At 72.3% G+C, this 25,494-nt stretch carries 21 protein-coding genes and 3 pseudogenes; 11 read left to right on the forward strand and 13 right to left on the reverse strand.

Annotated features, from left to right (window positions below; translation table 11 throughout):
- The 4 genes from AB0I51_RS23330 to AB0I51_RS23345 all read right to left on the reverse strand — a co-directional run.
- Positions 1-163, reverse strand: a 163-nt coding sequence (locus AB0I51_RS23330; RefSeq protein WP_362978330.1) for an alcohol dehydrogenase catalytic domain-containing protein, incomplete at its 3' end; no start/stop codon positions are given.
- Positions 164-888: 725 nt separating this feature from the next.
- Positions 889-1,545, reverse strand: coding sequence for an NAD-binding protein (locus AB0I51_RS23335; protein WP_262060494.1), 657 nt, complete (start codon positions 1,543-1,545; stop codon positions 889-891).
- Positions 1,542-2,201 carry a TrkA family potassium uptake protein gene (locus AB0I51_RS23340; protein ID WP_262060493.1) on the reverse strand — a complete coding sequence of 220 codons (660 nt, stop codon included), beginning with the start codon at positions 2,199-2,201 and terminating at the stop codon, positions 1,542-1,544. Before AB0I51_RS23340 ends, AB0I51_RS23335 begins: the two co-directional genes overlap by 4 nt.
- Positions 2,198-4,957, reverse strand: coding sequence for a cation-transporting P-type ATPase (locus AB0I51_RS23345; RefSeq protein ID WP_362978030.1), 2,760 nt, complete (start codon positions 4,955-4,957; stop codon positions 2,198-2,200). Before AB0I51_RS23345 ends, AB0I51_RS23340 begins: the two co-directional genes overlap by 4 nt.
- A 524-nt stretch (positions 4,958-5,481) precedes the next feature.
- Here AB0I51_RS23345 and AB0I51_RS23350 point away from each other — a divergent pair.
- Positions 5,482-5,997, forward strand: coding sequence for a nitroreductase/quinone reductase family protein (locus AB0I51_RS23350; protein WP_362978032.1), 516 nt, complete (start codon positions 5,482-5,484; stop codon positions 5,995-5,997).
- Positions 5,998-6,209: 212 nt separating this feature from the next.
- On the opposite strand, the gene AB0I51_RS23355 is transcribed toward AB0I51_RS23350, so the two are convergent.
- A complete protein-coding gene (locus AB0I51_RS23355) occupies positions 6,210-7,061 on the reverse strand; it encodes a universal stress protein (RefSeq protein ID WP_362978034.1) in 852 nt (283 codons plus the stop codon).
- A gap of 193 nt (positions 7,062-7,254) precedes the next feature.
- On the opposite strand from AB0I51_RS23355, the gene AB0I51_RS23360 reads away from it, so the two are divergent.
- From AB0I51_RS23360 to AB0I51_RS23370, 3 genes are all read left to right on the forward strand, one after another.
- Positions 7,255-8,157 (forward strand): universal stress protein, encoded by a 903-nt coding sequence (locus AB0I51_RS23360; protein ID WP_362978035.1) that lies wholly within the window; start codon positions 7,255-7,257, stop codon positions 8,155-8,157.
- Positions 8,158-8,200: 43 nt separating this feature from the next.
- On the forward strand, positions 8,201-9,184 hold the full coding sequence (locus AB0I51_RS23365; RefSeq protein ID WP_362978037.1) for a hypothetical protein: 984 nt from the start codon (positions 8,201-8,203) through the stop codon (positions 9,182-9,184).
- Positions 9,185-9,248: 64 nt separating this feature from the next.
- Positions 9,249-9,515, forward strand: coding sequence for a hypothetical protein (locus tag AB0I51_RS23370; protein ID WP_362978332.1), 267 nt, complete (start codon positions 9,249-9,251; stop codon positions 9,513-9,515).
- Here the strand turns inward: AB0I51_RS23370 and AB0I51_RS23375 are convergent.
- Positions 9,502-9,888: pseudogene (locus AB0I51_RS23375) on the reverse strand (universal stress protein); the annotation flags it as partial. The gene AB0I51_RS23370 and the pseudogene AB0I51_RS23375 sit on opposite strands and share 14 nt — an antisense overlap.
- Positions 9,889-10,611: 723 nt before the next feature.
- Between AB0I51_RS23375 and AB0I51_RS23380 the strand changes: the two are divergent.
- Positions 10,612-10,869 carry a DUF1876 domain-containing protein gene (locus tag AB0I51_RS23380; protein ID WP_362978039.1) on the forward strand — a complete coding sequence of 86 codons (258 nt, stop codon included), beginning with the start codon at positions 10,612-10,614 and terminating at the stop codon, positions 10,867-10,869.
- A gap of 306 nt (positions 10,870-11,175) precedes the next feature.
- On the opposite strand, the gene AB0I51_RS23385 is transcribed toward AB0I51_RS23380, so the two are convergent.
- The 3 genes and pseudogenes from AB0I51_RS23385 to AB0I51_RS23395 form a co-directional block, all read right to left on the reverse strand.
- Entirely contained in the window at positions 11,176-12,354 is a 1,179-nt protein-coding gene (locus AB0I51_RS23385) for an acyltransferase (RefSeq protein WP_362978334.1), read from the reverse strand.
- Positions 12,343-14,376 (reverse strand): annotated as a pseudogene (locus tag AB0I51_RS23390) (bifunctional polysaccharide deacetylase/glycosyltransferase family 2 protein); the annotation flags it as partial. The pseudogene AB0I51_RS23390 and the gene AB0I51_RS23385, both read right to left, overlap by 12 nt.
- 101 nt (positions 14,377-14,477) lie before the next feature.
- Positions 14,478-15,125: a hypothetical protein gene (locus AB0I51_RS23395; RefSeq protein ID WP_362978041.1), complete on the reverse strand. Its 648-nt coding sequence runs from the start codon at positions 15,123-15,125 to the stop codon at positions 14,478-14,480.
- Between the two features lie 163 nt (positions 15,126-15,288).
- Here AB0I51_RS23395 and ugpC point away from each other — a divergent pair.
- Positions 15,289-16,386: pseudogene (gene ugpC / locus AB0I51_RS23400) on the forward strand (sn-glycerol-3-phosphate ABC transporter ATP-binding protein UgpC); the annotation flags it as partial.
- Positions 16,387-16,525: 139 nt separating this feature from the next.
- Here ugpC and AB0I51_RS23405 read toward each other — a convergent pair.
- Positions 16,526-17,197, reverse strand: coding sequence for a CBS domain-containing protein (locus AB0I51_RS23405; protein ID WP_362978043.1), 672 nt, complete (start codon positions 17,195-17,197; stop codon positions 16,526-16,528).
- A gap of 325 nt (positions 17,198-17,522) precedes the next feature.
- Here AB0I51_RS23405 and AB0I51_RS23410 point away from each other — a divergent pair, with 325 nt between their 5' ends.
- Positions 17,523-17,873, forward strand: coding sequence for a DUF488 family protein (locus AB0I51_RS23410; protein WP_362978045.1), 351 nt, complete (start codon positions 17,523-17,525; stop codon positions 17,871-17,873).
- Between the two features lie 22 nt (positions 17,874-17,895).
- Here the strand turns inward: AB0I51_RS23410 and AB0I51_RS23415 are convergent, their stop codons facing one another.
- Positions 17,896-19,569, reverse strand: a complete 1,674-nt coding sequence (locus AB0I51_RS23415; RefSeq protein ID WP_362978046.1) for an FAD-binding dehydrogenase — start codon at positions 19,567-19,569, stop codon at positions 17,896-17,898.
- Positions 19,570-19,642: 73 nt separating this feature from the next.
- Entirely contained in the window at positions 19,643-20,272 is a 630-nt protein-coding gene (locus AB0I51_RS23420) for a helix-turn-helix domain-containing protein (RefSeq protein ID WP_362978048.1), read from the reverse strand.
- Between the two features lie 290 nt (positions 20,273-20,562).
- Here AB0I51_RS23420 and AB0I51_RS23425 point away from each other — a divergent pair, with 290 nt between their 5' ends.
- The 3 genes from AB0I51_RS23425 to AB0I51_RS23435 all read left to right on the forward strand — a co-directional run bounded on the left by AB0I51_RS23425 (position 20,563) and on the right by AB0I51_RS23435 (position 23,343).
- Entirely contained in the window at positions 20,563-21,189 is a 627-nt protein-coding gene (locus AB0I51_RS23425) for an alpha-ketoglutarate-dependent dioxygenase AlkB (RefSeq protein WP_362978050.1), read from the forward strand.
- Positions 21,190-21,348: 159 nt separating this feature from the next.
- The gene (locus tag AB0I51_RS23430) at positions 21,349-22,098 is read left to right on the forward strand and encodes an MBL fold metallo-hydrolase (RefSeq protein ID WP_362978052.1); all 750 of its coding nucleotides are present in this window, start codon (positions 21,349-21,351) and stop codon (positions 22,096-22,098) included.
- Between the two features lie 9 nt (positions 22,099-22,107).
- Positions 22,108-23,343 carry a DUF4032 domain-containing protein gene (locus AB0I51_RS23435; RefSeq protein WP_362978054.1) on the forward strand — a complete coding sequence of 412 codons (1,236 nt, stop codon included), beginning with the start codon at positions 22,108-22,110 and terminating at the stop codon, positions 23,341-23,343.
- Between the two features lie 5 nt (positions 23,344-23,348).
- Here the strand turns inward: AB0I51_RS23435 and AB0I51_RS23440 are convergent, their stop codons facing one another.
- Complete coding sequence (locus AB0I51_RS23440) at positions 23,349-24,380, reverse strand: LacI family DNA-binding transcriptional regulator (RefSeq protein ID WP_362978056.1); 1,032 nt, start codon at positions 24,378-24,380, stop codon at positions 23,349-23,351.
- 157 nt (positions 24,381-24,537) lie between these two features.
- Here AB0I51_RS23440 and AB0I51_RS23445 point away from each other — a divergent pair, with 157 nt between their 5' ends.
- Positions 24,538-25,323, forward strand: a complete 786-nt coding sequence (locus AB0I51_RS23445; RefSeq protein ID WP_362978057.1) for a TIM barrel protein — start codon at positions 24,538-24,540, stop codon at positions 25,321-25,323.
- Positions 25,324-25,494: the final 171 nt, after the last annotated feature.

The raw sequence follows: 25,494 nt of genomic DNA on the forward strand, positions 1-25,494 counted from the left end.
CCGGGCGCACCTCGGGCACATCACCCTTCAGAATGTGCAGATCGGTTCCACAGATCGTGACGGCATCAACACGCACGATCACATCAGTGGGATCCACGATGCCCGGATCCGGGACGTCGTCCCAGGAGGACCGACCCGGCCCGTGGAAGACATAGCCCTTCATGACGTTCCTTCCCTTCTCGGACTCCCCGAGAGCCTGGCCTCCGATTGCAGGGACGGGCGCGGCTTCCCCAGAGGCACACACGATGACCGAAATGCCCATCACATCCAGCTTGTCGCGGATTCCGGCCCGGCGCTTGGGCCGGTCGGCCCCGATCGGCTCGCCGGGCGGGGGTCCTCGGCCGGACCCCGTCCGCTGTGCGGGCCTTGCGTTCCCCAGGTCCGGCCCATGCCACGGCCGCTTCCAGGCCGGCACCGTCGTGACCGGTGAGCACCGCGAGGAGGTGCGGTTCGATGGGCGGCGGCGGGCGTACGGCAAGACTGTTCTGGCGGTGGCGGCGCAATTCGTTGCGCCGGCGCGACGACATCGTCGAGGCATGAATTGTGCCGGCCGTGTCGCTGGTCGTCCTGCTCGGAGGCGCGCCGGTCGACCTGGTGACGGCTCACAGCGCCGACGAGGTGTTCGCCGCGCGGCGTGCCGTGCGGCACCCGCCTCACGCGGTCCTCCTCACAGCCGCCCCCAGCAGCGGCTCGGCGATCGGCGGAGCCCGTCCGCGCCCGCCATCTAGTCGGCACCCTCGACGGCGCCGCCGCTCTCGGACGCGCCGGTACCGCGATCGGCGCCGGAGCCGTCGCACGGTGGTGGCTCGACCGGTGACGGATCGAGCGGTGGGGCTGGCGTGGGACGTGGCCGGTCCGCGGTGGGGGCACAAGACCGGTTGACCGATGTCACTGGAAGGCCGCGTGAATCTCCTGTTCGGTGGCCGCGTGCGAGACGACGAGAAGTTCGTCGCCGCTCCGGAGCCGCATCTCGGGGGTGGGGACGGTGGGCTGGCCGTCGCGGATGACGGTGGCGATGACCGCGCCCGCGGGAAGGGTGATCTCGGCCAGTGTGCGTCCTGAGGCGCGGGACTGCGGTGTGATGGCGGTTTCGATGACGTCGACACCCGCCTTGCTCAGGCGCAGCAGGGCCACGGTGTCCGTGGCGCCGGTGGCCTCCTCTATGAGCGAGATCAGCGGAGTGGCCGCCGGGACCGCCGTGTCGACTCCCCAGTTCCGGTCGAACAGCCAGGTGTTCTCGGCCTCGTTGACGCGTGCCGCGACCCGGGGCACCTCGAACTGCCGTTTGGCGAGCAGGCTGATGACGAGGTTGTCCTCGTCGTCGCCGGTGGCCGCGATGACGAGGTCGGCGGCGAGCACGCCCGCGTGCTCCAGGACGGCGGGTTCACAGGCGTCCCCGGTCAGGAGCCGTACGGGAAGGTGGCCTTCGAGCCCGGCGACGCGGTCCTCGTCGATGTCGACGAGGGTGACGTCGTTGCGGGCCGCGGCCAGGACCTGGGCGATCTGGGTGCCGAGGCGCCCCGCTCCGGCGATGAGCGCCTTCATGTCCCCAACTCCTTGTCCAGAAAGCCGCGCAGACGGCCGAGCGCGGTGGCCGCGACGGCGAAGGTCACCAGGTCGCCCGGCTCGGCGCGGGTGCTGTGGGCGGGCACGAGCGACCGTCCGCCGCGGGTGACCTCGACGACCCGGACCTCACCGTCCACGTCGAACTCGGCCAGCCGCCGCCCGTTGAGGTAGGAGGGCAGCTCGGAGCGGACCAGCAGGGTCTCACCGTTGCCGAAGGTGAGTTCCGGTGTGAGGTGGCGGTGCAGCAGCATCTGGTGGATCTGGTGCACGGTCCAGCGGACGCTGGCGATGGTGGGGATGCCGAGCTCGCGGTAGATGTCCGCGCGGCGCGGATCGTAGATGCGGGCGACGACGATGGGGACCCGGTAGGTCTCCTTGGCCGTCCGCGCGCTGACGATGTTGCTGTTGTCGCCCGAGGTGGCGGCCACGAACGCGTCGGCGTGCTCGATCCCGGCGGCTTCGAGGACCGTCCGGCTGTACGCGTTGCCCTCGTGGAACCGGCCGGGGAAGCCGGTCGGCAACAGTTTGCGGGTGCCGGGCCGGCGGTCGATGAGGTGTACGTCGTGGCCTTCGGCGACGAGCTGGACGGCGAGTGCGGAGCCCACCCGCCCGCAGCCCGCGATGATCACTTTCATTGCGCTCCTTCCTTTCGGTCTGCGGGCCGGCGGTGCCGCAGCCACCACTTGCGGGTTTCCTCGGCGGCCAGCAGCAGTACGCCGAATCCGGCGAGGACCGCCCAGTCGGAGGCTGCCAGCGGGGCCGTGTGGAAGACCGCCTGCAGGAGCGGCAGATAACTGATCGCGGCCATCAACCCGATGCCGAAGCAGCCGGCGGCCAGCAGCCAGGGGTTGGACAGCAGGCCGATCCGGAACACGCTCTGCCGGTCGGTGCGCACGGCGAGCGCGTTGAAGAACTGGCTGACCACGATGCCTGCCTGGACCATGGTGATCGCCTCCCGGTAGGCGGTGTCGTGCACGGTGAAGTCGGCGTAGGGGATGCCGGAGGCGTGGATGTGCCAGAAGAACACGGTGCACACGCCGAGCGACTGGATGCCGCCGAGGAAGAGGATCCGGCCCATCACGGCGGTGGAGAACAGCCGTTCGTTCTTCGAGCGCGGCGGGCGGTCCATGACGTCGGGCTCGGGCGGCTCGGCGCCCAGCGCGAGGGCGGGCAGGACGTCGGAACCGAGGTCGATCGCGAGGATCTGCACGGCGGTGATCGGGACAAGCGGGAATCCGGCGAAGGTGGCCGCGAGGATCGGGACGAGTTCGGCGATGTTGTGGCTGAAGAGGTAGATCAGGAACTTGCGGATGTTCTGGTAGACCGACCGGCCCAGGCGCACCGCCGTGGTGATGGACGCGAAGGAGTCGTCCAGCAGCACCATGACGGCGGCCTCACGGGCCACGTCGGTGCCGGAGGCGCCCATGGCGACGCCGATGTCGGCATGCTTGAGCGCGGGTGCGTCGTTGGCGCCGTCACCGGTGACGGCGACGACCTCGCCGCGCCGTTGCAGGGCGGCGACCACCCGCATCTTGTGCTCGGGGCTGACCCGGCACAGCAGCAGTTCCCCCGACTCGGCGAGCAGGGTGTCCAGGGCGTCGTCGTCGAGTGCGTCCAGGCGGACGCCGGTCACGACGGTGGGCTCCGGCCCCCGGACGATACCCACCCGGCGGGCGACGGCCTCCGCGGTCAGCGGGTGGTCGCCGGTGACCATGACGATGCGGATGCCGGCGTGCCGGCAGGCATCGACGGCGGCCCTGACCTCGGGCCGGGGCGGGTCGAGCATGCCTACCAGGCCCAGCAGGGTGAGCCCCGACTCGGTCTCGTCCTGGGTGGGACGGCCGTCGGGGAGATCCCGCGACGCCGCCGCCAGGACCCGCAGTCCCTGAGAAGCCAGTTCGTCGTTGGCAGCGATCACCGCCGCCCGCAGTTCCTCGGTCAGCGGCCGTCGCTCACCCTTCCAGTCGACGGCGGTGCAGCGGGCGAGCAGTTCCTGCGGCGCGCCCTTGACGCAGGCGTGGAGAGCGCCGTGCGCGTCGCGGTGCACGGTGCTCATCAGCTTGCGGGTCGAGTCGAAGGGGAACTCCGTGACGCGGGGCGTCGCGGCCTCCTCGGCCGCCGGGTCGACACCGGCCTTCGCCGCGGCGACGAGTACGGCTCCCTCGGTGGTGTCCCCCAGGACCCGCCAGCCCTCCGGCTCCGACGGCGGGACCATTCGCGCGTCGCAGCACAGTGCCGCCGTACGGAGCAGCTCACGCACCGGCTTCGGGTCGGTCACCTCGCCGGTCGGCGCGTACCCCACTCCGGAGACGGGGTGCCGGACGCCGCCCGCCCACACCTGTACGACGGTCATCTCGGCCTGGGTGAGGGTGCCCGTCTTGTCCGTGCACACGACGGTGGTGGAACCGAGGGCCTCCACCGCCAGCAGCTTCTTGACAAGTGCACGCCGGGCGGCCATACGCCGTACGCCGATCGCCAGCGACACCGACAGCGTCGCGGGCAGTCCCTCGGGCACCATGGCGACCATCACGCCGAGCGCGAAGACGAAGGTCTCGACGAGCGGCCGGCCGGCGGGCAGCCGCACCGCGAACAGCAGCGCTCCGATCGCCAGCGCCGCGCCCGCCACCCGGCGGGCCATCGACGCGACCTGGATCTGCAGAGGGGTCTTCTGGCGCGGTGCTGCGGCCGCGAGCCGGAAGATGCGTCCGAACTCGGTCTCCCCGCCGGTGGCGAACACCACGGCCTTCGCGGTGCCCGCCACGACGTCGGTACCCATGAACAGGCAGTTGCGGGCCTCCAGCACCGGCCCGTCCGCCACCGGCTGGCGGGTACGGCCGACGGCGTCGCTCTCCCCCGTGAGCGCCGCGTTGTTCACCGAGACCTCGTGCGCCTCCACGAGCCGGCAGTCCGCCGGCACCGCGTCCCCCGCCTCCAGGACCACGACGTCCCCGGGGAGCAGATCACGCGCGGGCAGTTCCAGCCGCTCCCCGCCCCGCAGCACCCGGCAGGTGTGGGGCACCATCGCCTGGAGCGACTCGGCGGTCCGCTCGGCGGAGTACTCCTGCACGAAGCCGATGCCCGCGTTCAGCAGCACCACGCAGAGGATCGCCACGGCCAGTTGCAGGGTGCCCGCGTCATGCGGTTCCTGGAGTCCGTACGCCAGGAAGGTGATCCCGGACGCGACGACCAGGACCACCGCGAACAGGTCCGCGAACTGGCCGGCGAGGTCGCGCCACCAGCCCCTGCGCCGGGCCCGCGGCAGCTCGTTGGGGCCGTACCGCTCCCGCCGTGGGCTCAGGTCCGCGGGCGCCAGGCCGCGCGGCGAGGTGTCCAGGGCGGCGAAGACGTCCCGGGTGGCCAGGGTCTGCAGTGCGGGGTCGCCCGTCGTCACGGCGTGGCCCCGGACACGGCTGTGGACCCGGGCCTCGCGGCCGGGTCGGGCCTGCGGACGTCGAAGGGGTCGGCGGGGCGGGCGGCCATGCACTCATCGTGGAGTCCGTCGTTCCGGGCCGCACGTCCGGCACCTGGGATCACGTACGGTGCCCGCTGCGGCACATGCGCGGCGTTCATGCTCCAAGAATCGGTGGTTCCACGCGTCGCGGACGCGGGCCGTACGGCCCCTGCGGAGGAGCCGTTCGGCCCCTGCGGGCAGCCTCGGTCGCCCGCGCGTCAAGGACGTACCCGGGCTCGGCCGGTGCCGGGCCGCATGCCGCCGCACGGGGGCCGACCGGCCCTGGCCGACGAGCCGGGAACAGGGGGACTCTGGTGGGCGAGGGGGCACCGCACCGTCCGGCCCCCGCCCGGCACAGAGAGGGGGCGACCGTGCTCACGACCAGGCAGGCCGTATCGCAGTTCCTCACCGGAAGGCGTGCCGCCCCACAGGCGTGCGGTGGCGTGCCGAGGGAGGTGTGAGACATGGGACACGACGACTCGGCCCGCCGGCTGCACCGGATCGACCGGTGGCTGTACCGCGGCGGCCGTCCGGGACGCCTGGCACGCGTGATGAACCGGCAGTCGGCCCTTGCCGCTTCGGCGGGGCTGACGCCTCGGCGACTGGTCACCCTCGAGGTGCCCGGGCGCCGTACCGGCCGTCGTGTCTCGCTGCCTCTGGTGGTCGCGGACCATGAGGGCGAGCGCTATCTGGTCTCGATGCTCGGCCCCGACGCGAACTGGGTGCGCAATGTCCGGGCGGCCGACGGGCGGGCGGTGCTGCGGCACGGCCGGCGCGAGGCGGTACGTCTCGAAGAGGTCGAGGTCGGCGACCGGGCACCTGTCCTGCGCCGCTATCTCGCCCTGGCGCCGGGAGCCAGGCCGCACCTGCCGGTGGACCGGCGGGCCCCACTGGAGGAGTTCGTCCGGATCGCCGACCGGGTCCCCGTCTTCCGGGTCCGGCCCGACCGGCCGGGGTCGGGCGACGGAAACCGAACCTGACCACCGCGTCCGCCGCCGCGGGAAGCCCCGCCGCCGCTCGCGAGCATGCGTCGCCGTCTCCCACTCCTCCGGGGTGGTGAAGATGGTCGGGCCGGCCGAACCGTGGAGAGCGGCACCCTGGCCGGACTGCGTCACCCGACCCGCGCGCCGACGGCGACCGGCCCCGCTTGCACGTAACCGCGACTGCGCCTGAACAGTCCGGCCGGCTCTCGTCACCCGGGCACCACGGCCACCGGGCATCCGGCCTGCTCGACCAGCCCCTTCAGCGCGGAGCCGAGCCTGTTCTCCCGTCGCCCCGCCACCAGCAGCTCCGCCCGGCCGGAAGCCCGTACCAGTGCCTCAGCGGCACCGAAGTGCACGACGTCCTCCAGTACCTGCACACGCGGATACTTCTCGTGCCACGGGCGCAGCGCGTCGGACAGGAACCGCATCTCCTCGTCCTCCCGGGCCGCCCGGTCCCTGCACCGCACGGCGAACGGGAGCGCGGATCCGCCGGGCTCCGGCATCGTCCAGGCGTGCACCACGCGCAGGCGGGCGTTCGCGCGGCTCGCCCTGTCGAAGGCGAAGCCGATGGCCGCCTCGTCCGGCCGCCGCGCGTCCACGCCGAGCGCGACCTTGTCAGTACGCCATCCCGTGCCCGCGCAGGCGGGTCCGCCCGGGACGAGGACCACGGGCCGGGCGGAGCGCTCGGCGACCGCGCCCGCCACCGAACCGACCGCCTGCCCCGCGCACCCTCCTGCGCCACGCATCCCGAGCACGAGCAGTTCGGCCGAGGCGCCCAGGGCGAGCAGCCGGGCTGCCGGCTCACCGTCGACCCGGACCTCATGCACCGTCAACTCGGAGGGCCGGGACATCAGTTCGCGTTCCGCCACGCCGGGCAGCGGCTCCCCGAGGCCGGAGCACGGCCCGGACGGACCCGTACTGGACGGACCCGTACCGGACCGCTCCGACACATGGACCACCTGCAGAAGCAGCCCGCGCCGCAGGGCCTCCCGGGCCGCCCAGTCCGCCGCCACTCTGCTCCGCACGGAGCCGTCCACTCCGACAACGATCGCCCGTTCCATGCCGGTTCGCCTCCCGCCTGCTTGCGGCACCACTGTCTGCGCGTCCCACGGTCGTCCCGGGCGGGGAGCTCCGGGCAGGGGTCGTACGGGTCAAAGTCCGGGACCGGTGGCCCCTCCACCGCGCGGTTGTCCGGCACGACGATGGGGACAGGGCCGAGAAGGACCCGCCGGGCGAGAGCCAGGGAGGTGCGCCATGTCACGACCGGTCGTCGTCGGAGTCGACGGATCTCCGGAGAGCCTGGCCGCCGCCGAGTGGGGTGCCCGGGAGGCGGTGCGGCGCGGCCTGCGACTGCACCTGGTGCACACCTCCGACCGGGGCCCGGACCAGGCGCTCTCTCCCGCGGCGAGCGCGATGCGGCACCGTCTGGGCCGGGCCGTCCTGCGCACGGTCGAGGAACGCGTCGCGCGGACCTGCCCGGAGGCGCTGCTCACCGACGAGCACATCGAGGGTCCGGCGGCGGCAGTACTCCTGCACGCCGCGCGGAACGCCGAGTTGCTGGTGCTCGGTTCGCGCGGGCTGAACTGCGTCACCGGATTCCTCGTCGGGTCGGTGGCCCAGGCCGTCGTCGCCAGGACCACCCGTCCGGTCGTCCTGGTCGAGGCCGGGCAGCGGTCCGCGGACGAGCATCTTCTGAACGGGGACGGCTACACGTCGCCGTTCACGCCGTACCGTGACGTCGTTCTCGGCGTCGACCTGGGCGAGGCGTGCGACGAGGTGATCGAGTTCGCCTTCGAGGCAGCCGCGCTGCGCGGGGCGCCGTTGCGCGTGCTCCATGCCTGGGACACCTCGTCGACCGCTTCCCCCGGACCCGGAGACCCCGGCCTCGGCGAAGAGCCCCGGCGCGAGGAGGAGCTGCGCGGCCTCCTGGCGGGAGTGCTCCAGAACTGGCGTGACAAGTACCCGGGCGTCGAGGTCACCCCGACGGTCGTCAGGGGCAGGGCAGGAGCACACCTGGTCCGCGCCGCCTCGGACGCGGGACTCCTCGTCGTCGGCCGCCACCTGCGCGACCGCCGACCCGGTCCGCACACCGGCCCGGTCACCCGCACCGTGATCCACCGCGCGCGCTGCCCCGTCGCCGTCGTGGCGCACGGCTGAGTTCCGCGCCCGCAGACATCAACGACGAACGGCGGTGCCCACCATGGAGACAGTCTCCGCTCAGGTCGACCACGCGGCCCACCACCTGGTCCGCGCGGCCGTCAGCGCACCCTCGGTGCACAACACCCAGCCCTGGCTGTTCGTCGGCCGGGACACCGACCTCGACGTGTACGCGGATCCCACGCGCCGGCTCCTGCTCACCGACCCGGACGGGCGGGAGCAGCTCATCAGCGGCGGCGCGGCCCTGTTCAACATGCGTGTCGCCATGCGGCACCTGGGCTTCCGGCCTGTCGTACAGCTGCTCCCCACTCCCTGGAACCCGGCCCATCTCGCCCGCGTCGGCTGGGGACCGTACGCCAGGCCGAGCACCGACGAGAACCTGATGTACCGCGCCCTGTGGCTACGGCACACGCACCGCGGGCCCTTCCAGCAGTCCCCGCTCCCGCAGCCGCTGATCGGGGAATTGCGTGAGCACGCCCGTGCAGAGGGTGCCGCGCTGTACACGGTGGAATCCCATGTCGCACGGCGTCAACTCGCGGAGCTGGTCCGGTCCGCCGAGGCCGTCCACCGCAACGACCCCGGCCACATCGCCGAGTTGGTCCACTGGACGCGGGCCGCCCGTGACCGGCGTCCGGACGGCGTCCCCCTGGACGTCTGCGTCTGTCCCCCGGACCGCACCGGTCTCGTCGGGCGCGATTTCCTGGGACTCACCCGCACCCTGCCGGACGTGCCCGACGTCTGGCCGCCGGAAACGGGGCTGACCCTCGTCCTCACCACGCGGCACGACACCCGGGAGGACTGGCTGCACGCAGGGCAGGCCCTCCAGCGGGTCCTGCTGCACGCCACCACCCGCTGGACCGTGGCCGCCTTCCACACCCAGCCCCTCGAAGTCCCGCGGCTGCGCGCCCAGGTCCGCGCGACGCTCACCCGCGGAGAGTTCCCGCAGATGATCCTGCGCCTCGGCCACGCCCCCCGCAGCCGCCCGACCCCACGGCGAGGGCCCGACACGGTCCTCAGCGCGGAGTGACGAGGCACCTCCCTGGGAGAGTGAGGTCGACACACTCGTGCGAGCGCACATCCGCGATCAGCTCATGGCCGGAAGCCCTGTCACCGGCGCGACCGGACGTGACGGCGGGATCGTCGGGCTGCACCGCGAAGCCGGAACGCCGCCCCACGTCGTACGCCGGTCGGACTCGGACGGAGTGACACCCGGACGCCCCGTACCCGACGCATCGGCCGACCTGCGCGCGGCCGCCCGCGCAGCAGGCCTTGCCGGCCCGGCTCCGGGACGACGACAACCGGGCACCGGGCGTGGCGGAGCGCGCCCCGGACGACCGATCCGAACGCCATGGTGGTGAGTCGGCCGTGGCGTCGGGTGCCCACGAAGAGGCCGAGCGCACGCGCGGACTCCTGGCTCAGGACTTGTACGGGGCGGCCACGAACCACCCTGTGGTGCACCTTCACCTCCGGGTGAGCGGCCTGGCGGCTCGTCACCGCCTCCGCCAGGAGCATGCGGCACTCCCGCAAGGCCGCGTGTTCGTCCAGGACGCCGAGAACGGGCCGGTGCCAGACGTACAGCACCCGCAACTCGGCACCGTGCAGGGCCGCTTGCCGGAAGGCATGGTCGAGGACGGCCTCGGAATGCCGGCGGCCGCCCACACCGACGTCCACGCCGACGACGAAGCACGGCGGCTGCAGGCCGGTGGGCCCTGGATCGCGCACTACGGCCACGGGGCAGTCGGCGCGCGATCACCGGCAGCGCGACGGCACCGGAGGCTGAGGGCGCCTCACGGGTGCCGGAGCCGCACGGGCCGAGGACGACGACCGCGGCCGTGCGCGCCTGCTCGCGCAGGACGGGCACAAGGTCGCCAACGGCGTACAACGAGGAGACCTCCAGGCGTGGGTGGCGGCTTCTGGCGTAGGCGACCGCCTCGTTCAGCGTGTGGTCCGCGGCGCTGTGCGAGGGCGGCCACCGGCCGGGCGACCAGCCCTGGACGCGGATCACTCGCAGGGGCAGGTGGCGTCTGTCCGCCTCGCCGGCGCCCCAGGCCACGGCCGGGCGGTGGGACGAGCCGGGATCGACGACGACGATCGGTGCGAACGCCGGTGCCGTCATCGTCCCCTCCGTGCCCGTCCCGGCCGGTCCGTGTCCACGCTCGTGTCGCGGCCTGCTCCCCGACCGGGTGTGCTCATGCGGGCGGGGGGCGGAAGTGCCGTTCGGGCCCCTTCCGAGTGGGAACCGTGGTCCGGCCGGCCGTCACGTGTCGTCGCGGCCGATCGCGAGACGCACGACGATGCCTGCCCGGTGGGCCGTTCGGCCCTGGACCGGCTCCGTGGACAGGCGCAGGCTGAGAAGTGGAGGCAGAAGCCGTCGCGCTCCCCCGCAGTCCCGCTCCGGGTCCCTGCGGGTCTGGCCGCTCGGCCCTCGTACCCCTCCGCTCGGGAGTGATCACGATGGAAGCCAAGCAGTGGACCGTACAGATCTACATCACCGAGGACGGCGACGACACTCACGCACGGGCCGTCCTGCGCACCCGGGACACGTCGACGATCACCGGCCGTGGTGTGGCCAGGCGCAACCCGATAGACCGTACCGTTCCGGAGATCGGTGACGAGCTCGCCGCCAGCCGTGCCCTGGAGGACCTCGCCATTCGGCTCCACGACGTCTACTCCGACGACTTCGTGGCGCTGGCCGGCCCTGCCGAGCCGTGACGGCCTGCCGCGCCACGGGCCGCCGGAACCGGCCGAACGGCCCCCGACAGGAGCCGTTCGGCACACCTTCCCCACAGACCCGCGACGGACACTGAAAGTGGCGCGGAGGCAGCTCCCCCCGACGCCCCGCGCCGGGAACGCCCCGGTGGGTCGGTCCATCGGGACGGCATCCGCCTTGCGCGGGAGCGGGTGGATGCGTGCCCGCCGGTACGACCGACCGAGCCGTGCGGGCACCTTCCCCCCAGGGTCCAGGGGGAGGAGTGCACCTGCACGTCCGTCCGCGGGCGGACAACCCCGTCCCCCGCCTCACGCCCCTTCGGTCTGCCGAACCGGCCGTGGCCACAGTCGTACCGGACGTTTCGCCGCCCGGTCCTCGGCCCACCCGACCAGCAGTACGGCCACGGCGATGAGGGGCCAGGCGGCGAGATACAGGAACCAAGTGGCGCCGAGCGGCAGGGAGTTCTCCAGCGCGGGGATCCGCCACATGCGGTCGATGAGCACCACTCCGACGACCAGCGCCACCTCGTGCCACAGATAGACCGTGACGGCGCGGGCGTTGAGCAGCACCACGGTGTCGTGCAGCGACCGGTGACGCCGCACCCAGCGGTCGCTCTGCGGGCCGAGCCGCAGGAGCAACAGGACGAAGCCGAAGGACCAGAAGGCCTGTCCGAGCGGGATCGAGCCGAGGTCGTATCCCTCCTCGGTCCGGTGCGCCAGAGCGAACCAGCCGCCCACCGCCATGACGGCCGCGGCCACCACCCACACCCGGGCCGCGGGCAACCGCCGTACGAGCCCGTCGTGGTGGGCGAAGCCCAGCAGCCAGCAGGCGGCGAACGTGGCCAGGTCGGTGAACGGCTCCTCGACCCGGGCCGGCAACGGCAGCAGCTCGCTCTGCGCCAGCACCGCCAGGCCCAGCGCGGTCGCCACGACTGTCCAGGGCGCTTTGCGGAACGCCCGCAGCAGCAGCGGCGAGAGAATCACGAACAGGAGGTAGGCGCGGATGTACCAGAGCGGGGCGACGATCTGCCAGGCCCAGTCGGTGTGGGCGAAGGGCGGCTCGCTCACCGGCACGATCCAGAACACCATCCGCGCCCACCCGGCCGCACGCCCGCCGCCGCCCTCGTCCGGCCGCCAGCCCGTCAGCAGCATCGCGACGACCATGACGAGGCCGAACAGCCACACCGGCGGCAGCAGTCGTCGCATGCGCGCCCGCACCACCGCCGCCGGGGTCCGGTCATGACGGTCGAGCGAACGGGCCATCAACGAGCCGGCCAGCGCGAACATGACGCCCATGGCCGGGAACGCCAGGGTCAGCCAGGCCCAGTTGAAGGTGTGGTAGGTCACCACGCGGACCAGGGCCACGGCGCGCAGGAAGTCCAGATACAGGTTCCGGCCGCCGTTCTTGCGAACCGCCGCCGGTGGGGCGGCCGTTGTGGCGGTGGCCGTCGATGCCACTGCCCGTGTCGGCGGCCCCGGCGCCCTCACCTGACCCGTGCGGCGCAGCTTGTGCCAGCGCAGCCGGGCGCCGGTGAGCGCCGTGGTGCACGACTGGAGGAGCACCGTGTAGAGGAACTGCCGGTAGAAGAGCTGTTGCAACGGCAGCGCCCACAGTGCCCGCCGCTTCTCGCCGTCGAGCCGCAACGCGTAGGCCGCGCACAGCAGTTGTACGGCGAGCAGCGCGCCCCAGGCGGCCACGGTGCGCACCGGGTCCTGGAAGAGGAGTCCGTACAGGAGGAACAGGTCGATGAGGGGAGCAAGCAGCGGGGTGAGCACGGTGAACAGCACGACCAGTGCGAGTCCGTAGCGGCCGAAGTGTCCCGCGTGCCCCCGTTCGACGACCGCGTGACGATGCTTCCACATCGACTGGAGGGTGCCGTAGCTCCACCGGTAGCGCTGGCGCCACAACTGGCCGACGGTCACGGGCGCTTCGGTCCAGGCGCGGGCACGCTCCTCGTACACCACGTGCCAACCGCCCCGGTGCAGCGCCATGGTGAGGTCGGTGTCCTCGGCGAGGGTGTCGTCGCTCAGGCCGCCGACGTGGCGCAGTGCGGTGCGCCGGAACGCGCCGACGGCCCCCGGTACCGTGGGGATGCAGCCGAGCTCGTCGTACATGCGGCGGTCGAGGTTGAGGCCCATCACGTATTCGAGATGCTGCCAAGTGCCCAGCAGGCTCCCCCGGTTGCCGACCTTGGTGTTGCCAGCCACCGCCCCCACCCGCCGGTCGGCGAAGGGCTGCACCAGCCGGTGCACGGTGTCCGGCTCGAAGACGGTGTCGCCGTCCATCATCACGATCAGCGGGTACGAGGCCCTGGCCACACCTGTGTTGAGCGCGGCCGACTTGCCGCGGTTGGCCTGTCGTACGACGGTGACGCCGGGCAGCGCGAGTGCCTCCACCGTCTCGGCCGTGCCGTCCGTGGAACCGTCGTCGACCACGACGACCTCGACGGGGTGCTCGCTCTTGACCACGGACTGCACGGTGTGGGCTATGCACTTCCGCTCGTTGTAGGCGGGGATCACCACGCTCACGGGTTCGGTGATCTCCGGCCCCCAGGAGAAGCCCGGATCGCGGCGCCGCCGGGCGTGGCGGCGGGCGAACACCAGCATGGCCGCGAAGCGCAGCAGCATCAGGCCGCCCACCAGGGCCATCAGCGTCGCCAGCGCGGGCACGAGCCACTCGCCGACGGCCACGGCCGCCACGAAGACCCGGCCGCTCCACAACTCCGCGCCGGAGACCGGGTGATGGGCGCTGCCCGCGCCCAGCCCGCCGGTGACGGTGGTGAACCGGTAGCCCCGGCCGAGGAGTTCGGGTATCAGGGTGTCCAGGGCGCGGACGGTCCGGGAGCGGTCGCCGCCGGCGTCGTGCAGCAGTACTACGGCACCCTGCCCGTTCAGCCTCCCTGTGACGCTGTCCGCGATGTCGGTCGCGCCGGGCCGGCGCCAGTCCTCGGTGTCGATGTCGACGAGGGCGGTGATGTACCCCTTCGCGCCCAACTGCCGGACCACGGACCAGGAGAGGTCGTCCAGGTCCGCCGCGTGGGCCGAGTAGGGCGGGCGGACGAGCGAGCTGTGGATACCGGCCGCTCCCGCCAACGCGAGCTGGGTCTGGGCCAGTTCGCGGTCCGTGCGGGAACCCGACTGGTACACGAGGTCGGGGTGGGTGAAGGTGTGCACGCCGACCTCCTGTCCGGAGGTCACCATCCGGCGTACGAGGCCGGGTTCGCGGGCGGTCGCCGCGCCGGTCACGAAGAAGGTGCCCCTGACGCCGTAGTGGTCGAGCACGTCCAGGATCTTCGGGGTCCAGGTCGGGTCGGGGCCGTCGTCGAAGGTCAGGGCGACGGTCCGGTCCGGCATCCGGTGGCTGCGCGTGACGGAGCCGGTGGTGTCGATCACGGGGCCGCCGTGGAGCACCTTCGCCGGCACCCGGTCGGCCGCCACCGGCGGGTGCACCCGGTGGTCGGCGGCGAACTCGCCGTGCGTGTAGCCGTTCAGCAGCAGGACGCCCGTCATCACGGCCAGGACCACGAGCAGCGACACGATCCGCGGGCGGGAGGCGGTGCCGCGGCGACTCCCTCGTGTGCCGGTGGTGGGCCCCGGCTGCCGCGCGCTCATCAAGTCCCCGCAGGGACAGTGGAGATGCCGGGTGACTCCCCGTTGTCCGGCGAGCCGCTGGGCGTGCCGCCGGAACTCCCGGAGGTGGCGTCCGACGTTCCGCCCGAAGCCGTGGGACCGGTGCCGGACGGACTGCCGGAGCCCGTCGGCCCGGTCGTGGGCGAAGAGCCGGTCGGTGAGGAACTCGCCGTGGGCGCGGGCGAGGTGACGGGGCCCGTCGCCGGGGCGGAGGGGCTGCCGCCCGAGGGCGGGTCCGTGGGCAGGGCCGTCGGTCCGGGAAGCGCGGACGGGGACACCGACGCGCCACCGGAGGACGGGGCCACGGACTCGGCCGGCAGATCGCCGCGCGGGGTCTCGGTCACGGTACCGGGCTTGTCGGAGGGCAGCCCCGGTACGGGCAGTACGGTGCGTGGGGCGAACGGCGTCGCGCCCATGAAGCTGAGCGCGAGTACGCCGGTGTACGCGGCACACAGCGCGGCGGCCGTATAGGCGACGCGCCGGATGCGCCGACCACGGCGTCCGCTGGAGTCGACGAAGACGGGGTCGGAGCCGTCCTCCCCCGTGGCCGGGTGGGCCGCCGGGATCAGCGGCACCGTGTCGGTGTTCGGGTGTCCGGGCCTGGAGGGCCCCACCCGGGACCGGAACATCTCCTCCCTCCCCCCTTCCGCGTCCGTCGGTCCAAGCCTTGTGCAGTACCCGGCCGTGGCCAATGGGCCGACCGGCACCACGGAGGGGTCGTCCGGGTCCTGCCGCACTGCCGACTCCCGTTCCAGCCTGGGTCTGGGGAGACGTTCAGGGGAGGAGAAGATCATGGCGTCCGTCACCTTCGACCACGCGACCCGGTGCTTCGCGGGCATGGATCACCCGGCCGTCAGCGACCTCCATCTGGAGATCGCCGACGGCGAGTTCATGGTCCTGGTGGGGCCCTCCGGCTGCGGCAAGTCGACCAGCCTGCGCATGCTCGCCGGGCTTGAGGAGGTCGACTCCGGGTCGATCCGTATCGGCGAGCGGGACGTGACCCATCTGCCGCCCAAGGACCGCGACATCGCGATGGTGTTCCAGAACTACGCGCTGTACCCGCACATGACGACGGCCGCCAACATGGGCTTCGCGCTCAAGATCGCGCGCATGCCCAAGCCTCGCGTCCAGCAGCGCGTCCAGGAGGCCGCGGCCATCCTGGACCTGGAGGAGTACCTCGACCGCAAGCCCAAGTCCCTCTCCGGCGGTCAGCGGCAGCGGGTGGCGATGGGGCGCGCCATCGTCCGCGAACCCCGGGTGTTCCTGATGGACGAGCCGCTGTCCAACCTGGACGCCAAGCTGCGCGTCCAGACCCGCACACAGATCGCCGTGCTGCAGCGCCGTCTGGGCACCACCACCGTGTACGTCACCCACGACCAGGTCGAGGCCATGACGATGGGCGACCGCCTCGCCGTCATGAAGGACGGTGTGCTGCAGCAGGTGGGCACACCCAAGGAGGTCTTCGCGCTCCCCGCCAACACCTTCGTCGCCGGCTTCATCGGCTCTCCCGCGATGAACCTCTTCCGGCTGCCGCTCACCGCGGACGGGGCCCAACTGGGCGGGCTGGCCGTGCCCTTGGCCCGTGCCGCGCTGAACGCCGCATCCGCCGACGGCGGCACCGAGATCACGCTCGGCATCCGGCCCGAGCATCTCCAGGTGCTCTCCCCCGACGACCTGGAGACCCCGGCGCTGGACCTGGTGATCGACACGATCGAGGACACCGGGGCCGTCGCGTACCTCCACGCGACCGCGAAGCTCGGCCAGGACCTCGTCCCCGTCGTCGTCCGGCTCCCCGGTCGCCCCACCCAGGGCAAGGGATCCGCGATCCGTGTCGCGGTGCGCGACGACGCGGTGCACTGCTTCTCCGCCGTGACCGGCCTGCGGCTCGCCGGGGACACGGGGGCGGTGCCCGCGGACGCGCACGCCACCGGACAGACCGCCCCGGCGGACGGGCCGAGCCCTCATGACATGGCCTCGGTTCACCCGGCCGGGTCGCCTGCGCAGTCCACACCGGCGTCCGAGGAGGCCCCTACGGTCTGAGCCCGTCCGAGTCGTAGGTGAGGTGGTCCGTGATCGCGACGACGCCGTCCACCTGTCCGGCGATCCGCGCCGCGAGCCGGACGTCGCCGCGTCGCGCCAGGTGTCCCCGCAGCGTCACCACCCCGTCGGCGACAGCGGCGTCCACCTCGTACCGGGGACAGTCGATCCCCCGGACCAGCCGGTCGACGACGTCCCGGCCGATCTCCGCGTCCGGGCGCAGGAAGAGCTTCAGCAGGTTGCCCCTGGTGACGATGCCGACCAGACGGTCCTCGTCGTCCACCACGGGCAGCCGCGCCACATGGTGCAGATCCATCATCGAAGCGGCGTCCGTCACGTGCTGCTCCGGGGCGACGATGAACGCGGGTCGTGTCATGAGCTGCTCCGCGGTCCTGGCCCAGGCCTTGGCCGCGGCCGAGCGCGCGGAACGGTTCGGCCGCGGCACGTGGAAACGCCTGTGCCGGCGGTCCGGATCCTGCCGAACCTGGTGGTACAGCAGGTCGGTCTCGGAGATCACCCCGACGACCTTCTCCTGGTCGTCCACCACCGGCAGTCCGCTGATGCGGTGCTCCGCCAGCAGCCGGGCGACTTCCTTGAACGGTGTGTCGCGGCGGGCGCGCACGACCTCGCGGGTCATGACTTCCTTGACCCTGAAATCACCCATGTCCATTTTCTCCCGCTATTTACGATCTGTCGCGATTCACTCCGTCGACAACGCCAGTGTCGCCGTAGCGCAGCCCACGCCGCTTGGGCCCAGCGGGCGTCAGTGAGGACCATCAGCCCATCCCCCGCCGGAGTCGACACACCCCACTCCTGTCACGGCTCTCCGCTTCCGGGCGTGCGGACCGGTCGGCAAGACCTTCCGTTTCCTTCACGACGGCTGCCCAGCCGCCCTCGGCGACTTCCGTTCCACCGGCGAGCGGCTGCGCGAACCGTGCCCGCCCGGACGTAGGCTCACGGCACCACCGCCACCCGAGGGAGCCCCGCCCGTGACCGTCCGCGTACGTCGTGTCTACGATCCGCCCGACCCGGAGGACGGCGTCCGCGTCCTGGTCGACCGGCTGTGGCCGCGCGGCCTGTCCAAGGACGCGGCCCGCGTCGACGAGTGGCCCAAGGCCCTCACCCCGTCGAACGAACTGCGCCGGTGGTACCACGCCGGCGAGGGGTCCTACGACGAGTTCTGCAGCCGTTACGAGGTGGAACTCGCCGAGCCGGAGGCGGCCCAACTCCTGCACACCTTGCGGAACTTGGTCCGTATGGGACCGGTGACCCTGCTGACGGCGGTGAAGTCGCCGCAGGAGAGTCACGCGGCGGTGCTGGCCCGCCTCCTCGACAGCTGAGAAGACGGGCCGTGGCGTCCGGTCAGGCGGTCTGCCTGGCCGCCGCGCGTCCCGCCGCGCGGCCGGAGAAGAGGCAGCCGCCGAGGAAGGTGCCTTCGAGGGCGTTGTAGCCGTGCACGCCACCGCCGCCGAAGCCGGCCACCTCGCCCGCCGCGTACAGTCCGCCGACCGGCTTTCCGTCGGCGCCCAGCGCGCGGGAGTCGAGGTCGGTCTGGATGCCGCCGAGGGTCTTGCGGGTCAGGACGTGCAGCTTGACGCCGATGAGGGGGCCGGCGGCCGGGTCGAGGATGCGGTGCGGGGTGGCGACGCGGCCCAGCCGGTCGCCGATGTAGCGGCGGGCGTTGCGGATGCCCTGGATCTGGGAGTCCTTGCTGTACGGGTTGGCCATCTGCAGGTCGCGGGCCTCGATCTGGCGTCGCACCACGGCCGCGTCCAGGAGTGGCTTGTCCGTCAACTGGTTCATTTTCTCGACCAGTTGCTCCAGGTTGCCGGCGGTCACGAAGTCCGCGCCCTTGCGCAGGAACGCGTCCACCGGGCCGGGAGCGCCCTTGCCGAGCAACCGGTCTCGCAGGACCGCCTTCTTGTCCTTGGCGGTGATGTCGGGGTTCTGCTCGGAGCCCGACAGCGCGAACTCCTTCTCGATGATCTTCTGGGTGAGGATGAACCAGGAGTGGTCGTGCTCCGCCAAGTCCGCTGTCGTACGCAGGTACTTGAGGGTGTTGAGGGTGTCGTAGCCCGGCAGGCACGGGTCGGGCAGGCGGCGGCCGAGGGCGTCGAACCACAGGGAGGACGGGCCGGGCAGGATGCGGATGCCGTGGCCGGGCCAGACCGGGTTCCAGTTCTGCAGGCCCTCGGTGTAGTGCCACATGCGGTCGCGGTTGACCAGTCGTACGCCGGCCTCGGCGCTGATGTCGAGCATCCGGCCGTCGACGTAGGCGGGGACGCCGGTGACCATCTCGGCGGGCGGGGTGCCGAGACGTTCGGGCCAGTAGCGGCGGACGACGTCGTGGTTGGCGCCGATGCCACCGGTGGTGACGACGACGGCCTGTGCGGTGAGTTCGAACTCGCCGATCGCCTCGCGGCTGGAGGAGATTCCGCGCGCCGAGCCGTCCTCGGCGAGGACGGTGCCGCGCACGCCGCGCGCCTCGCCCTCCGCGACGACCAACTCGTCCACCTGGTGGCGGTGGTAGAAGGTGAGCAGTCCGTCGCGGGCGGCCTGCTTGGCGTAGTTCACGAAGGGTTCGACGACTCCGGTGCCGGTGCCCCAGGTGACGTGGAAGCGCGGAACGGAGTTGCCGTGTCCGTGGGCGCGCAGGTCGCCGCGTTCCGCCCAGCCGACGGTGGGCAGCAGCTTGATGCCGTGACCGTCGAGCCAGGTCCGCTTCTCGCCGGCCGCGAACTCGACGTAGGCGCGCGCCCAGCGCACCGCCCATGAGTCCTCGTCGTCGACGCGGTCGAACCCGGCGCTGCCCTGCCAGTCGCTCCAGGCCAGGTCGAAGGAGTCCTTGATGCCGAGGCGGCGCTGTTCCGGCGAGTCGACGAGGAACAGTCCGCCGAAGGACCAGAACGCCTGCCCACCGAGGTTGGCGGCGTTCTCCTGGTCGACGAGCGCGACCCGGCGACCCTGGCTGGTCAGTTCATGGGCCGCGACCAGACCGGCCAGCCCGGCTCCGACGACGATGACGTCCGCATCCATGGCGACCGTTGCCCTTCTCGTTGGGTTCAGTTGGGGATTGCGTTGGGGATTCGGTTGTGAATGAGGAGATGGTTCAGGGGAGTTGTTCGGGCGTGGCGCTGCCGTCCGTCAGCAGGGCGGTGAGGAGTTGCTTGAGCCAGACGCGGGCGTGCTCCACGTCCTTGTCCAGCAGCAGTTGGGTGGTGACGCCGTCGTACGCGGCGACCACTGCGTACGCCGCCGCGTCCAAGTCGCCGAGCACGGAGGGGAGTTCGGCCAGGCTCCGGGCCAGCCTGTGCGCGATCGCCCCGCGCAGCCGGGCCCGGTGCCCCAGCAGGGTCTGCGCCACTGCGGCGTCCCGGGCCGCGTGCACCAGGAAGTCGGTCTTCACCAGGAGCCAGTCCAGGTCGAGGAGCAGCACATCGGTGACGCGGTCCACGGCAGCGGGCACGTCCAGGTCGGGGCCGTCGAGGGCGAGCGCGCCGGCCACCTGCTCGGCGATCAGCTCGGCCCGCTCCTGGTAGAGCGCGAAGAACAACCCGTCCAGACTGTCGAAGTTCGAGTAGAAGGCGCCCCTGCTGTAGCCGGCGGCCTCGCAGACCTCCTCGATGGAGACCCGGCCGAAGCCTTTCGCGGCGAACACGCCGAACGCGGCGTCCAGCAGATTGGCGCGCGTGCGCACGCGGCGTCTGGTCACCCGCTTGGCCGTCGCCTCCACCCCCATGTCCGGACCTCCACGTCCCGATGTTCGATACGCGAATGTATCCGATGCATGGATGTATCCAAAGGGGAGGTCGCCATGACGCGCGGAATGTGACGCGATCCGCCGGTTCGCATGCGCCGAAGGGGCTTGTCCCGCAGTCCTTCCACCGCCGTTCCGGCGGGCGGTCGGCCAATGGTTCCCGCCCGGGCGATCGTCGCGTCCGCCCAGCGCCTCCGCCACGATCAGCACCTCGACGACGCATGACCGAACCAAATGGGAACAGATATTCGAATAAGGAGTACGCTGGTCCCATGACCGCGCACCTCCAGGGCTCCCTCTTCGACCAGACCGACCGGCTCCAGCTCGCCCCCTTCCACGGGATCCGCCGCACCACGCTGGGTCTCGGCGCCTGGATCGACGTGCTGCCCGGGTGGCTGAGCGGCGCCGACGCCCTGTTCGAGGAGCTGGCCGCCGGGGTGCCGTGGCGCGCCGAGCGCCGTCAGATGTACGACCAGGTCGTGGCCGTACCCCGGCTGCTGGCCTTCTACGGCGCCGACGACGCGCTGCCGCATCCGGTGCTTGCCGAGGCCCGGGGCGCGCTCTCGGCCTACTACGCGCGGGAGTTGGGCGAGCCCTTCACCACGTCCGGGCTGTGCTACTACCGCGACGGCCGGGACAGTGTCGCCTGGCACGGCGACCGGATCGGGCGGGGTGCCCGCGTGGACACGATGGTGGCGATCCTCTCCGTGGGCGCGCCCCGCGACCTGCTGCTGCGCCCGCTGCGCGGCGGCGCGTCCGTGCGGCATGCGCTGGGGCACGGCGATCTGATCGTGATGGGCGGCTCCTGTCAGCGGACCTGGGAGCACTGCGTCCCCAAGACCACCCGAGACGCGGGACCGCGCATCAGCGTGCAGTTCCGCCCGCACGGCGTGCGCTGAGGCGGAGAGGCGGCCGCTTCGGACGCGCGCGGGGGCCGCCTCCGGCGGACGGTGCCGGAGGCGGCTTCCCCCCGCGCGCGCAGGGACCGTACGCGTCTGGTTGGCTGGATCCCGAATGACCGGCCGGATCCGAACAGCACCACCAGGCAAGGAGCGATCATGCGGGCAGAAGTACGCCAAGTCGCCAACGCCACCTATCTCGTGCACGGCAGCAACACCAACTGGGTGATCCTCACGGACGGCGACACGGCCACGCTGGTGGACACCGGGTATCCCGGGGACCGTTCGCTCGTCCTCGACTCCCTGGAGCAGGTGGGGAGTTCGGCGAAGGCGGTCGTGGCGGTACTCCTCACCCACGCCCACAACGACCACCTCGGCTCGGCGGAGTACCTGCACAGCGCCCACGGAACGCCCGTCTACGCGCACGAGGCCGAAGTGCCGCACGCCCGCCGGGAGTTCCTGCAGCAGGTGACCCTGGGCGACGTACTGAAGAACGCCTGGCGGCCCGGTGTGCTGCCGTGGGCGGTGCACACGATCCGCGCCGGAGGCATGGAGCAGCATCCGGTCGCCGCGGCCGAGGCGTTCCCGGCCGGGGGCGGTCCGCTCGACCTGCCCGGCCGGCCCGTCCCCGTGCACACCCCCGGCCACACGGGCGGACACTGCGTGTTCCACCTCCCGGACAGCGGGATCGTGGTCTCCGGGGACGCCCTGGTCAGCGGCCATCCGACGTCGCGGATCAAGGGCCCGCAGCTGCTGCCCGGCATGTTCCACCACGAGCGAGAGCGTGCCGTCGCCTCGCTGGACGTCCTCGGAGCGCTCGACGCCGAGACCCTGCTGCCCGGCCACGGCCCCGTGCACACCGGTCCGATCCGTGAGGCGGCGCAGCGCGCCCGCGAACTCGCGTTCTAGGGTCACCTCATGGCACTGCAGATCAACGCGACCAACCCCGAGCATCCGGTGCTCCTGCTGGAACTGCCCTGGGACGTTCCGCTGGAGGAGTGGCCCGACGAGTACTTGGTGCCGCTGCCGCGCGGCATCTCCCGTCACGTCGTGCGCTACGCCCGCGCCGGCAGCGAGGTCATCGCCGTCAAGGAGCTGGCGGAACGGCCCGCGCTGCGCGAGTACGAGCTGCTGCGCGACCTGGACCGGCTCGGCATCCCCGCCGTCGACCCCCTCGCCGTGGTCACCGGGCGCGCCGACACGGCCGGTGAGCCACTGGAACCGGTGCTGATCACCCGGCACTTGGGCGGCTCGATGCCGTACCGCTCGATGTTCGAGACGACGCTGCGGCCTGCCACCATGCACCGGCTGATGGACGCGCTGGCCGTGCTGCTGGTGCGGCTGCACCTGGCGGGGTTCGCGTGGGGCGACTGCTCGCTGTCCAACACGCTGTTCCGGCGCGACGCGGGCGCATACGCCGCCTATCTCGTGGACGCGGAGACCGGCGACCTGCACGCGCGGCTGAGCGACGGGCAGCGGGAGTACGACCTCGATCTGGCCCGCGTCAACATCAGCGGGGAGCTGCTCGACCTGGAGGCGTCCGGGGCGCTGCACCCGTCCGTCGACCCGATCGAGTTCGGCATGGAGATCTGCGCCCGCTACCAGGGGCTGTGGGAGGAGCTGACCCGCACCTCGGTGTACCCGGCGGGCAAGTACCACTTCATCGAACGCCGGATCCGGCGCCTGAACGAACTCGGCTTCGACGTGGCCGAGATGCAGATCGAGCACTCCTCGAACGGCGACACGGTCACCTTCGTGCCGAAGGTCGTCGACGCGGGCCACCACCAGCGTCAACTGCTGCGCCTGACGGGTCTGGACGCCGAGGAGAACCAGGCGCGGCGGTTGCTCAACGACCTGGAGAGCTGGATGGCGACCCAGGACGACTACGCCCCGGGCGACCCCCTCGCCGCCCGGCCCGAGGTGCTCGCGCACCGGTGGGTGCGGGACGTGTTCCGGCCCACCGTGCGGGCCGTGCCGCTGGAGCTGCGCGGGTCGATGGACTCGGCCGAGATCTACCACGAGCTGCTCGAACACCGCTGGTATCTGGCCGAGCGGGCGCAGCACGACATCGATCTGGACACGGTGGTCGAGGACTACATCTCCAACATCCTGCCGAAGGTGCGCGAGACCCTGGAGCCGGCCGCGCCGGAGTAGCGGGATCAGTCCGTGCCGGGCGCGCCCGTGGTCCCGCGGACCACCAGACGCGGCGCGACGACCTGTTCGCCGTCCGGAACGGCCTCGCCGTCGAGGCGGGCGACGGCGCGGCCGACGGCGAGTTGCGCGAGGCGGGGGATGTCCTGGGCGACGGTGGTGAGGTCGATGTGGGCGAGCCGGGACAGGGTGGTGTCGTCGAAACCGACCACGGACATCTCGCCGGGGACGGTGACACCGGCCCGCAGGAAGGTGTCGAGGACGCCCGTGGCACACCGGTCGTTGAAGGCGAGGACCGCGCTGGGACGAGGGGTCTCCGCGAGGAGGGTTCTGGCGGCCCGCGCGCCGTCGTCCTCGGTGAGCCCGCCGGACAGTACACGGATGTGCCCGTCGAGGCCGTGGCGGCGCATCGCGGTGCGGTAGCCGCGGCGGCGGTCGGCGGCGCCCGGCGCCCGGCCGCCGTCGATGTGGGCGACGGCTCGGTGGCCGAGCGCGACGAGGTGGTCCACGGCCTGGCGGGCGCCCTCGTCGTCGGCGGTACGGACGACGTCCACGGCGGGCGGCGCGGGCCGCAGCCGCCGGGCCACCGAGACGACCGGGACCTGGGTGGCGAGGTGCGCGAGGCGGGCGGCCGGGACCTCGGGGCCGAGCAGGACCAGGGCCTCGCAGCGGTCGGCGAGCAGCGCCTCCACGGCCTGCCGCTCACCGCGTGTGGGGGCCACCGCGCTGAGTGCCACCTGATAGCCGGCGGGCTCGGCGGCGGCGTAGATGCCCTCGACCAGGTCGGTGTGGAAGGGATGGCGCAGCCCGAACTGCACGCCGAGCAGGCGTGAGCGGTTGCTGCGCAGCACCCTGGCCCGGGTGTCGGGCCGGTAGCCGATCTCCTCGGCGGCCTTGAGCACCCGCTCTCGGGAGGCCGCGCTCGCACCGTAGGCCCCGCGCATCACGATCGACACCAGCGCGACGGACACTCCCGCCCGGGCCGCGACATGGGCCAGGGTGGGCCGCTTGCCGTCGGGGATCTCGGGGGTGGCAGGCACGGAGGTCCTTACGGTCGAGAGGTCGTCGCCTGCCGGGATCCTAGCTGCTCGACAGGGTTCTGCAACGTTCCAGAAGCATCGTCCGCGAAGCCTTGACAGGCGCATCCGGCAATGGCGTACTACTGCCATCTAGAACGTTCTAGAAGGGCGAGCGATCATGTACACCTTGGCGGTCTGTGCCGAGATGGTCTTCCAGGACCTGCCGATCCACGAGCGGGCGCGGCGCATCCACGAAGCCGGTTTCCAGGTCGAGATCTGGGACTGGACCCGGCACGACCTGGACGCGCTCACCCGGACCCCGGCCGAGTTCTCGTCGATGACGGGCTACATCCGGGGCAGCCTCACGGACGAGGCGGGCGCCGCCGAACTCCTGCGCACCGCCGAGGAGTCGGTCAAGGCAGCCGACCAACTCGGCTGCCCCCGGCTCAACTTGCACGGCACCGGGCTGAACTCCGAGGGTCTGCCGGTGGTTCCGGTGCGCAGCGAGCCCACGGGCCCGATGTGGATCGCCGCCCACCGCACCCTGACCCGCCTCGCCGAGCTGGGCGAGAGCGCCGGGGTCACCTTCACGCTGGAGAACCTCAACTCCGCGGTCGACCACCCGGGCGTCCCGTTCGCGACGGCCGCCGACACGCTGGCCCTGGTCAAGGCGGTGGACCGCCCCGGCCTGCGGATGAACCTGGACCTCTACCACGCGCAGATCGGCGAGGGGAACCTCATCGAACTCGTCCGCGAGGCACACCGGTCGGGCCTGATCGGCGAGATCCAGGTGGCGGACGTACCCGGCCGTCAGGAGCCCGGCACCGGCGAGATCAACTACCCGGCGATCGCCCGCGCCCTCGCCGCCATCGGCTACGAGGGCACGGTCGCGATGGAGGCCTGGGCCTCGGACGACGACAGCGAACGCGCCCTGGACCGCTTCCGCACCGCGTTCACCCTCTGAGCCGTCACGACCCGGAAGGGTCAGGAGACCTCCGGCGAAGGCACCACGGCCACCGGGCACTCCGCGTGGTGCAGCACCCCGTACGCGACCGAGCCGATCCGCGCGCCCACCGCCGTCGCCGCCAACCCCGTGCTCTCCGCACCGGACGGCGCCCGCCTCGACAAGGCCCTC

Source organism: Streptomyces sp. NPDC050549 (assembly GCF_040655035.1).
Classification (GTDB): Bacteria; Actinomycetota; Actinomycetes; order Streptomycetales; family Streptomycetaceae; genus Streptomyces.

What these genes read in the sequence shown, in the direction of transcription:
- AB0I51_RS23335 (WP_262060494.1), bottom strand. Translation starts at nt 1,545, where the DNA reads ATGAAGGCGCTCATCGCCGGAGCGGGGCGCCTCGGCACCCAGATCGCC.
- AB0I51_RS23340 (WP_262060493.1), bottom strand. Translation starts at nt 2,201, where the DNA reads ATGAAAGTGATCATCGCGGGCTGCGGGCGGGTGGGCTCCGCACTCGCC.
- AB0I51_RS23350 (WP_362978032.1), top strand. Translation starts at nt 5,482, where the DNA reads ATGGGACACGACGACTCGGCCCGCCGGCTGCACCGGATCGACCGGTGG.
- AB0I51_RS23355 (WP_362978034.1), bottom strand. Translation starts at nt 7,061, where the DNA reads ATGGAACGGGCGATCGTTGTCGGAGTGGACGGCTCCGTGCGGAGCAGA.
- AB0I51_RS23360 (WP_362978035.1), top strand. Translation starts at nt 7,255, where the DNA reads ATGTCACGACCGGTCGTCGTCGGAGTCGACGGATCTCCGGAGAGCCTG.
- AB0I51_RS23365 (WP_362978037.1), top strand. Translation starts at nt 8,201, where the DNA reads ATGGAGACAGTCTCCGCTCAGGTCGACCACGCGGCCCACCACCTGGTC.
- AB0I51_RS23370 (WP_362978332.1), top strand. Translation starts at nt 9,249, where the DNA reads ATGGCCGGAAGCCCTGTCACCGGCGCGACCGGACGTGACGGCGGGATC.
- AB0I51_RS23380 (WP_362978039.1), top strand. Translation starts at nt 10,612, where the DNA reads ATGGAAGCCAAGCAGTGGACCGTACAGATCTACATCACCGAGGACGGC.
- AB0I51_RS23395 (WP_362978041.1), bottom strand. Translation starts at nt 15,125, where the DNA reads ATGTTCCGGTCCCGGGTGGGGCCCTCCAGGCCCGGACACCCGAACACC.
- AB0I51_RS23405 (WP_362978043.1), bottom strand. Translation starts at nt 17,197, where the DNA reads ATGGGTGATTTCAGGGTCAAGGAAGTCATGACCCGCGAGGTCGTGCGC.
- AB0I51_RS23415 (WP_362978046.1), bottom strand. Translation starts at nt 19,569, where the DNA reads ATGGATGCGGACGTCATCGTCGTCGGAGCCGGGCTGGCCGGTCTGGTC.
- AB0I51_RS23420 (WP_362978048.1), bottom strand. Translation starts at nt 20,272, where the DNA reads ATGGGGGTGGAGGCGACGGCCAAGCGGGTGACCAGACGCCGCGTGCGC.
- AB0I51_RS23425 (WP_362978050.1), top strand. Translation starts at nt 20,563, where the DNA reads ATGACCGCGCACCTCCAGGGCTCCCTCTTCGACCAGACCGACCGGCTC.
- AB0I51_RS23430 (WP_362978052.1), top strand. Translation starts at nt 21,349, where the DNA reads ATGCGGGCAGAAGTACGCCAAGTCGCCAACGCCACCTATCTCGTGCAC.
- AB0I51_RS23435 (WP_362978054.1), top strand. Translation starts at nt 22,108, where the DNA reads ATGGCACTGCAGATCAACGCGACCAACCCCGAGCATCCGGTGCTCCTG.
- AB0I51_RS23445 (WP_362978057.1), top strand. Translation starts at nt 24,538, where the DNA reads ATGTACACCTTGGCGGTCTGTGCCGAGATGGTCTTCCAGGACCTGCCG.